Raw genomic sequence first — 8,291 nt, forward strand, 5'->3', positions numbered from 1 at the left:
GCCCGCTCCGATGTCGATGATCTGGCGCGCGATGGTCTCAGTCAGCGTTCCTCCGTCTATGAAACGAAAGAACGCTCTGAGAAAGCGTCTTGAGCGCGCTTGATCCGCTCAAAGTCCTGGTCGACCAGGACCGCAAAGCGCTTAAGCTCCCCCCAGGAAGCCGTGCGTCATGCGAGAGCGGCTGATGCCTGCAGCCGCGGCCGTCCTGTCGCTGGACGAGTGACGCTGAATCTCGGCGACGCGCAGCAGCAAGCCCTGCGCGGTCTCTTCCGGCTCGATCGGGCGATAGCCCCAAAGGCCGATGGGGATGCGGGAAAAGCTCACCGGCGGCCCGCTATCGCGTCTTCAACGTCCCGAGTCGCCCGATCCGAGAGCGAAGGCTTCTTCTCTCGCTTGCCTCTCGTCTTTCTACCTGATCTGGGCGCCGGCCTGCTCGCACCGTCCTCCTCTTCGCGGGTAGCTGCCATTATCTCTTCACGGGTGGTCTTTGCCTTGACCGACCCGAATCTCTCCTGCACCTCGTGGAAGCTCAGCCGGAACCAGTTCGCCTCATCGGAGCAGCGACTGGATTTCCGATACGCCATCTCAAAATGCTGCTTGGTGATCCGGGCACTACCATCGTTGATGGCAAGCTTCGCAGCGCGCTTGATCAGCGCCATGATCTTGCCTGCAAACCCCTCGCCAGCCTGATGGATACGAAGCGCCATGTCCGGTTCCGATAGGTAGGAGGGCTCATCAAACGGCAGAAAGGACCTGTTTCCATCGCGCTTGTCGACCGCTGCCATGAATTTGCGGAATGGGGTCAGCTTCTGCTTCTCGAGCCCAATGGCGTTTCCGTCCTCGTCCGTCTGCGGGAAGTCGCCGCTCGAGCACCGGAACGGCACCACGATTTGAGTATCCGCCACGAGCCGCTCGAACTGCGCGTTGTGCTCCAGATCCAGCGCGTTCGGAAGACCGATGCAAACCACCTGGATGCCTCCCTTGGTTAACACCTTCAGAACGTCACCTGCACCATCAGTGTCCATACCGCCGTCGACGATATGCTGCACATCGTCGAACAGCATCATCTTGACCTTTTGCTCCTCGATCGCAGCGGCCACTTCGCGACTGGCCCGCCCGAAATCGAACCTGCTGCCAAAATCGATACCTAGCGCGAGCGCGGTATGGGCCATAAACGCGTTGAATCGCGGACGCGGATCGACCCAGACCACGGCGATCGGCCGACGCACGCCATTCGGCGTCTTATGCACGATAGGCGAAAGATCGGTGCCGAAGACCTTCGGCCGATACCACGTTCCCGCGGGGTCTTCCGTCCTGAGCGTTTCGTACGCGCGGTCGGTGAACATCCTGACCGCCGTCGTCTTCCCCGCGCCCGTCTGACCAACGATGAAACAACCATCGCCCTCCGTATCTAGGCCGGCGGGCCAGAAAAGCTGATCCAGCGATTGCTCGACAGCTTTGGTCGAGGGTGTCTTGATGAATCGAAACGCCAGGTGTTTGACCCGTTCCTCACGGGGCCAGTCCGCGAACTTCGCCGGCATCTTCGCATGGTCGAACATCGCGTTTCCTTTCAGTCGCGCCCGTAGCCGAGCGGCGTGACATCATCATCGTCGTCGTCTTCGTCGTCAGAATCGGGCAGTCGCTTCTTCGGCGAACGCGTCTCGCCTGAATCCGTGGGGTCCTCGGCGGCCAAAGGAGGCACCACGTCCTCCGAGGGCGGCTGCGTAGAGCTTCTGGTGCGCGGCTTCCGGGGGCGCCGGCGCTCCGGAGTTGCCGGCGAGACAACCACGTCCTCGGCGGCCTGGTCGGCCGCCTCACGGGCGATTTCCTCGTCGCGGGCGTAGTCCTCCGGAGTACGCTGCTCCTCGTCGGAGCGCATCGTCCGCCGCCGCGGCTCTTTGCAGGGACCATGCTTGGGGCGCCCCCGCTCATCCTCGTCATCGAATTCCAGCGGATGCCCGCCGGGAGGGTTGTGGCTTTCGTCGAAGCGTTCGTCGTGCATCTTCGCCCAGGCGGAGCCGCTTGAGGCGAAAGCGGCGAAACGTTGGGGTGCCATCCCCTTGCGCCGCTCGTTGACGCGCTCCTGCACATACTGGCCGATTTCCTGGTAGGATTGCGCGAGCGCCTCCTCACGAGAGAGCTTTTGTTCCCGCATTTTGCGCTTGCGCAGCTGCGAAATCGTCAGCCATTGCTTCAGCGTCAAGCCGCGCGCTTCGACCGGCTCGACGAGCTCCCCCTCGACCCACTCAGCGCGCTTTTCGTCGTAGACGTAGCACACAGAGATATCGAGCGGGTCTATCCGCACCTGTACGTTCGCCGAATCCGGCAAGAACGCACGCGCCCGGCTGAATTCATTCGAGTCCCAGCGCAGGCCCTTGTAGCGAATGCCGCCTTCGCGGAGCGAACGCGGCAGGATCAGGCCCGTCAACGGCACGAGCAGGTCTTTCGGAATCTCCCGGTGCGGCGTGATCTCGCGCAATCCTTCACGCCAAGCCTGCGCAGGCGAGCGACCGATCTTGCTGTGCACATCCTGATGGTAGATATCGATCACCCATTTTGCGACGATCCAATTGAGTTCGTAGATCGTCAGGATCGCGAACTTCTCCGACTTGTAGAACTTCCGCTTCTCCACGCTCGACATCACGGCGCCGGGAATGGTGTGGATGATCTGCTCTTCGAGCGTTCGGAGCCACCGTTCGATCTTGCCCTTGAGCCAGGGTTTCTTCGGCTTGGTGTAGTCGGAATCGATCTGGAGCGCGGTCAGCGTTTCATCCATCGATAATGACTTGAAATCGCGTCCGTGATCCATGATCAGCCGATCCGGCTTGCCAAAGCAGTCCCAGCTGTTGTGGATGCCGCTTTGACCGTTGCCGAGCCTCTTGAAGCCCTCGAACACCCAATCCTTCGGCATCACCGCAACGCGCAACGCATCCATGACGGCCGCCCAGGAGGGCGGCGCAAAGCTTATCGAGAAGCCGACGACGCATCGGGAGTTGCGGTCCAGGATGGCCGTCAACCACGGACGGCCGACGACCTGCAAGGTCTTTTCGTCGATCACCAGGATGTCGAGCGGAGTATGATCGACCTCCCATTCGTGGTTGACGCAGTCTCCCCGGGGGCCCCAGCTGGATCGCCCGTGCCTGGCCCTGAGCCTCGCGCAGGTTGGTGGTCTCAACGATGACGCCAAATTTGTCGCGGGCGCGCAGCATGCGGGACACCAGCTTTTCGCCGATGGCGTCCACCTCTTTTCCGCCACGCTCCAGCTTCTCGCCGCGACGCGCCGCTTCTCTCCGGAGCTCTAGATCGGCGAGCATCCGCACTTGGCGGACGCACGCTTTCTCCGTGCGTTTACGATCGTTTTGTCGCGAATGAGTCCTTGCGGACCCTCGCTCAGCCGCGGACGAACTTGGTCGTCCGCGACCAGACTTCCGATGGGTCGAGCACCAGTTCGCCGCGCCATGCCAGGCGCAACGCCACCGAGAAGGCGTCGATGTCCGGCGGCAGCACCCGCGCAAGCTCGGGGATGCTGCTCTCGTGCGGCAGGCGCAGCAGCGCTAGCCGCCCGAGCTTTTCCCAGCGAGCCGGGAAGAAGGAATCAGAGCACCGTCGCATCGCGCCGGCGTTGGCGAGACTGGGCATCACCCGAATCTCCCGTTCCGTCGCGAGCTCGAAGCCGAAGCCCAAGATGAGGGCCGCAAGCCGGATGGCCCTCCACCGCGCCTTCGCGCGCCACCTCAGGAAGTCCTGCCGCCGCCGATCGGGATGCACCGGATAGATCCTGATCAGCGGCTTGACCTCGATGAGGTTCGGCGGCGGGTCCTGCAGGCCGCCGACTCCTTTGCGGAGCCGCACAAAATCTGGAATCCAGAACCGCTCTCGGCCTTCGAACCAGTACGGCAACCCTTTCGTGTTCGTGTGGACCCGCGGTTGCGCCACGATTGACCTCAAGTTGAAGTCAAACGCATCGGTGCGGATTAGCCAGTCCCTTTCGAGGTGGGACTCGAAAGGGACCTGACGGTAGCCGTCCCGAGAGATCCTCACCGACCCAGTGTAAGTGTCACCGAAGTACCTTTTCGGATTCCTGAGTGACTCGAACTTCATGCGACCGCGCAGGCCTTTCCTCAGTTTTGGTTTTGGTTAGATCCCGCCGCGTCTTCTCTGCGGGGATCTACGGCCGGCGATTTCGGCGCCCGGCGCGAAACGCGGATTCGGAATCAGCTAAGCGGCTGACGCCAAATCGTCGTTGGGAGCGACGGAAGTCACCAGCTAAGCTCCTTCATGGTGCGCGTGCCCGACGGCTTAAAGGAATCCTTGAACGGGCTTTATCTATGAGCGGGCTAAAGCTCTCATGCGATCAGTCCTGATCACAGACCATCGCTCTTCTGGTGTGGGTCACCGTTCGCCGGTTCGAACGCATCCTTTGCAAAACTCGCGCCGCTCACGATCTTGCGGATTTCCTCTCCTGATAGTTGACGACGAGTGCGAAGGCGATCCGCGATCGCCAGCATTTCGTGGCGGTGCTGCCGAATGAGGTTCTCGGCGCGGGTCTGAAGTGTCCGTAGATGCTGTTCGACCGTGGACCGGAGTTCGCGGTCGACACGCACGGCGGTGAGCGCATCGCGATGCGACACCATGTAAGTCAGCGTGTCGCCCAGCCCGGTGGAGGCGTGCAGTGCCGCGATGAGTTGCGTAGCCTGGGCCAAGTCGGAATCATCGTCACCGCCGGCTCCGACGCCGGCACCTCCGATCAGAACACGCTCTGCTGCGCGCCCGGCGAGCAAAACGACTACGTGCCGTTCGACGGTATCGCGGGTCATCAAGTCTCCGCCTGTCTCGTTTGCGATCAGCGTGCGGCCGGCCGCCCCGGCGGCGCGACCGACGACGCAGCGCTTGAGATCGCCGGAAGCAAGTATCACCGAAGCCACCGCGTGTCCGGCTTCGTGGGTGCAAATACGGGTGAGCGCGGCAGGCCCGATATCCTCGTCCGGCGCGCTAGCCTGAACGAGGTCGTCGAGTTCAATCCTGCGCTTTGCGTAGCGGGCGATCCGGCGTGCGCCGCGTACGGTCATCATAATCTCCGCTCCGGTGCATCCATCTAGGAGGTGGCCAATGTCGGTGAGATCCGCGTCGGCCAAGTCCCCGTTCAAGTGATAGCGAAGGATATTGATCGCGCCCGCGTGATTGGGGCGCGTGATTTCTATGGACCGCTCGAGCCTGCCGGGCCGCAGCAAGGCTGCGTCGACTGCTTTTACGTTGTTCGTGGCCGCGCATACCACGATCCCGGTGCGGTTTCCGGCGACTGCATTATCTAAACAGAGCAAGAAGTCTGTAATCACAGGCGTCCACCAGTCCGCGCCGCGAGGTGACATGGTGGCCCGATTCGGAAGGGCATCGATTTCGTCAAGAAACAATATGCATGGCGCGAGCGCTGCGGCGCGTTGAAACACCGCACGGGACGCCTTTATCACCGAATCCAAGTAGCCTGGCGAGCTCGCGAATAGATCGGCGACCGAAGCGCGACCAGGGGTATCCCGCAAGCCTTCGCCAGTATTCGCGCATATAGCGATTTGCCGAGTCCAGGCTCCGAGTGCAAAACTGCGCCGCGGTCAACGTCCTCCCAATCCAAATTGCCAGCGCGGTAATCGGCGATGTCCCTTGCCAATGCCAAGCCCCAGACGCGAGCCGCGCCGTATTCAACCGCGTCTTCCAGGTTGGGTAGCCGCTCGATCAACGCCACTTCACTTACGACAGTAGTTGCTTTGCGAATGCGCGCGACTATCTCAGCCGGCGATGAACCAGTTCGGAAGGCTGCGACGAGATCGTAAAATTCGAGTCTCTTCGCAATGTTCTCGTCGATGCAGGCCGGCACGCGGCACCCGGTGAACATCCGGATAGCGCGGCCGATAGTGGCTCCTCCGGGCGAACGAATGCGTATCGTCAGGTCGGCGGCCGCCGTCAGCGAAGCCGGGAGCGCATCGCGTTCAACGGCAAAGCCGACCACCGGAGAGCCGTGAGCGAGATACGAGGCCACCTCGCTGTTCTGCTCGGATTTCTGGTGCGGCATCTTGACCGATTCCGAAGTAATAGTCTGCCATCTATCGCCAAAGCGTTCGACAAACCAATCGCAGACAGGACGAACCCAGCTCGGTCCCGGCACGATTACGACCACCGCAAGCGCGGACTTGCCCTTGATCTGTCGCCGAACGGCGCCGTTAGTGGCCGCGCCGAACGCCGCCGCGACAATCGCGCGCCGCGCGGAAGGGACCACTCTCTTCGACGACAGCGTGCATTGCGAGCTCGGAGTATTGCAATCGAAAGTGTCGGCCCAATGCGGGAATTGGGATCGGAATGCTTCTGCAAGCACTTTCTCGGGTACACTGAAAGGGCTCGGAAACCTCCCGGAGTGGGCTCGTGCGCTCGGTGCCCGCCGCCCAGCCGTGCGGGCGCGTTGCATTCTCGTGACGCTCTTTCTGGTCATGAACGGCTCCTGACTGAACAAGATCAAAGATGATGAGAGTGCGCAGGCATGCGCCATCGCTGCGGATCGATTTCAGAAGCTCCCCGAGGGGCATGGGCGACAAGCCGTGCGTTCGTGTAGCGCGGCTCGCGCCGAATTTCTTCGACACTCAAGGTGAGCGGCTTGAGCCTTCGCTAGCGCAGTCAACGCCGACCAGGACATTGCCTCATTGCGCTGCACGATAACGGCATCAAGCTCTACCTACTCGGGCGCAACATCCGTCTACGCACGATACACGAACGAGCACAGCTGCGGATCGAGCGACGCCTGAACTGGCGCATCTCGAAGCGTAGGACGTCGCGCCTGGATCGCGGCTGCGGTCTTGACGGAAACGAATAGACCCTGGCGTACCGCTTGTGTCTCGAAGAGTCCGATCTGTTCGGCCACATCGTCGATCGCAATCTGGACGTCTACCTTTCGGCGAAAAAAGTAGCGCCGAGCAACTGGCGCGACGAGGTCGATGACTGCCGAGTGCTGCTGCGCGGCACGCTGCCTGATGTTCCGGGCGACCAGACCGTCGCGCCCGGATACTCCGAGGCTTGGCGCGGGCTGTGGCGGCTCATCAACTTTCTGCAGGACCTGCCCGGCTTCCACGTCGAATTCCAGGGCCTCGACACGCTCGAGGCGCCCGATGTCGATATCGTGGGAACGGCCCCGATTGAGGGCGCCTGGCTCGAGATTCTGTCTCTCGCCGGTGAAGACTTCAGGTCATTAGTTGAGGCCCTGCGGGCAGCCGACGCGGCGGTACCCGATCGGCAAGGCTTCGACGTGACCCGCGAGGGAGAGGTCGTCGGCATGATCGAGCTCGGATGGTCGCAGGCTCGCCTCGCCATCTGCGAAGAGCCCTTCGACACAACGGAGTGGGACCTCATCGAGTTCAATCCTGAAACTGGCCAGTCAGTAACACAGGTTGTCGCCATGGTGCTGCGTAGGATTGAAGGAAGAGTCGCATGAACGCCGCAACACAATACAGGGTGTCCTACGACCTCGGTTGTCTGCGCTCGCTGAAGAAGCTTCCCGACCGTATATCAGCGAAGTTCCTCGACATGATGACGCGCTTCATGAGCGACCCCTCAGCTCACGGCCTGAATTTCGAGAGCGTGAGGGGCACCGGTGACCGCGGCGTCAAGTCAGTCCGAATTGACCAGGGCTATCGCGCGATCGCGTTCATCACCGGGCACGACGTCATGTTTCTGCACGTGAACAACCATGATGATGCTTATCGCTGGGCCGAGAGGCGCGAGGTACGCATCGACGCCGCCACGAACGGAATCCGCGTGGTCGAGGCCGTCGAGGTCGAGAAGGAAGTCGGAACAGCAAAGACGACCGCCGCGGACGCTCCGGCTCTACTCGCGGCGATTCCGGACGAGCGGCTTTTGGCGCTTGGGATCCTTACCGAAGAACTTCCGAAGGTACGGCAGTTGCGCGACCAGGAGGACCTCGACAGAAGCCAGGATGCGTTCGACGCAACCAGCTACAATATCCTGTTTGCGCTTGCGGCCGGCTACTCCGACGCTGAGATTAGAACGCTCGTCGGCATCAAAAGCGCCGACGAGGATACAGAGGAGAAAGCTGCTCCGACATTTGCCGACATCATCGCGTCGGACGAGAGCCGACAGCATATCTTCATCCCCGAAACAGAAGACGAACTGCGTCGCGTTTTCGAAGGTGACCTAGCAGGCTGTTGAAGAAGTCTTGGAACGGCGCGCGATGAACGGGATGTTGTCGCCGTTGAGGAGACAAATCTCCCCTTCGAGTGAGCCGTCATCCTGCA

At 61.6% G+C, this 8,291-nt stretch carries 8 protein-coding genes; 2 read left to right on the forward strand and 6 right to left on the reverse strand.

Annotation, left to right across the window (positions count from 1 at the left end; genetic code table 11):
- Positions 1-141: 141 nt before the first annotated feature.
- The 6 genes from AC629_RS37595 to AC629_RS49330 form a co-directional block, all read right to left on the reverse strand.
- Entirely contained in the window at positions 142-324 is a 183-nt protein-coding gene (locus AC629_RS37595) for a hypothetical protein (RefSeq protein ID WP_084809781.1), read from the reverse strand.
- Positions 321-1,559 carry a TniB family NTP-binding protein gene (locus AC629_RS37600; RefSeq protein ID WP_084809782.1) on the reverse strand — a complete coding sequence of 413 codons (1,239 nt, stop codon included), beginning with the start codon at positions 1,557-1,559 and terminating at the stop codon, positions 321-323. The genes AC629_RS37595 and AC629_RS37600 overlap by 4 nt, the downstream gene beginning before the upstream one ends.
- Before the next feature lie 11 nt (positions 1,560-1,570).
- Complete coding sequence (locus AC629_RS37605; protein WP_084809783.1) at positions 1,571-3,256, reverse strand: TnsB C-terminal domain-containing protein; 1,686 nt, start codon at positions 3,254-3,256, stop codon at positions 1,571-1,573.
- 134 nt (positions 3,257-3,390) lie between these two features.
- On the reverse strand, positions 3,391-4,101 hold the full coding sequence (locus tag AC629_RS37610) for a hypothetical protein (protein ID WP_143199754.1): 711 nt from the start codon (positions 4,099-4,101) through the stop codon (positions 3,391-3,393).
- A gap of 263 nt (positions 4,102-4,364) precedes the next feature.
- Positions 4,365-5,468, reverse strand: coding sequence for an AAA family ATPase (locus AC629_RS49325; RefSeq protein WP_245332116.1), 1,104 nt, complete (start codon positions 5,466-5,468; stop codon positions 4,365-4,367).
- A complete protein-coding gene (locus AC629_RS49330; protein WP_245332115.1) occupies positions 5,465-6,478 on the reverse strand; it encodes an ATP-binding protein in 1,014 nt (337 codons plus the stop codon). The genes AC629_RS49325 and AC629_RS49330 overlap by 4 nt, the downstream gene beginning before the upstream one ends.
- A 393-nt stretch (positions 6,479-6,871) precedes the next feature.
- On the opposite strand from AC629_RS49330, the gene AC629_RS37620 reads away from it, so the two are divergent.
- Positions 6,872-7,471: a hypothetical protein gene (locus AC629_RS37620; RefSeq protein ID WP_084809785.1), complete on the forward strand. Its 600-nt coding sequence runs from the start codon at positions 6,872-6,874 to the stop codon at positions 7,469-7,471.
- A complete protein-coding gene (locus AC629_RS37625; RefSeq protein ID WP_084809786.1) occupies positions 7,468-8,205 on the forward strand; it encodes a type II toxin-antitoxin system RelE family toxin in 738 nt (245 codons plus the stop codon). Before AC629_RS37620 ends, AC629_RS37625 begins: the two co-directional genes overlap by 4 nt.
- Positions 8,206-8,291: the final 86 nt, after the last annotated feature.

Source organism: Bradyrhizobium sp. NAS80.1 (assembly GCF_001908205.1).
In the GTDB taxonomy this organism is placed as follows: domain Bacteria; phylum Pseudomonadota; class Alphaproteobacteria; order Rhizobiales; family Xanthobacteraceae; genus Bradyrhizobium.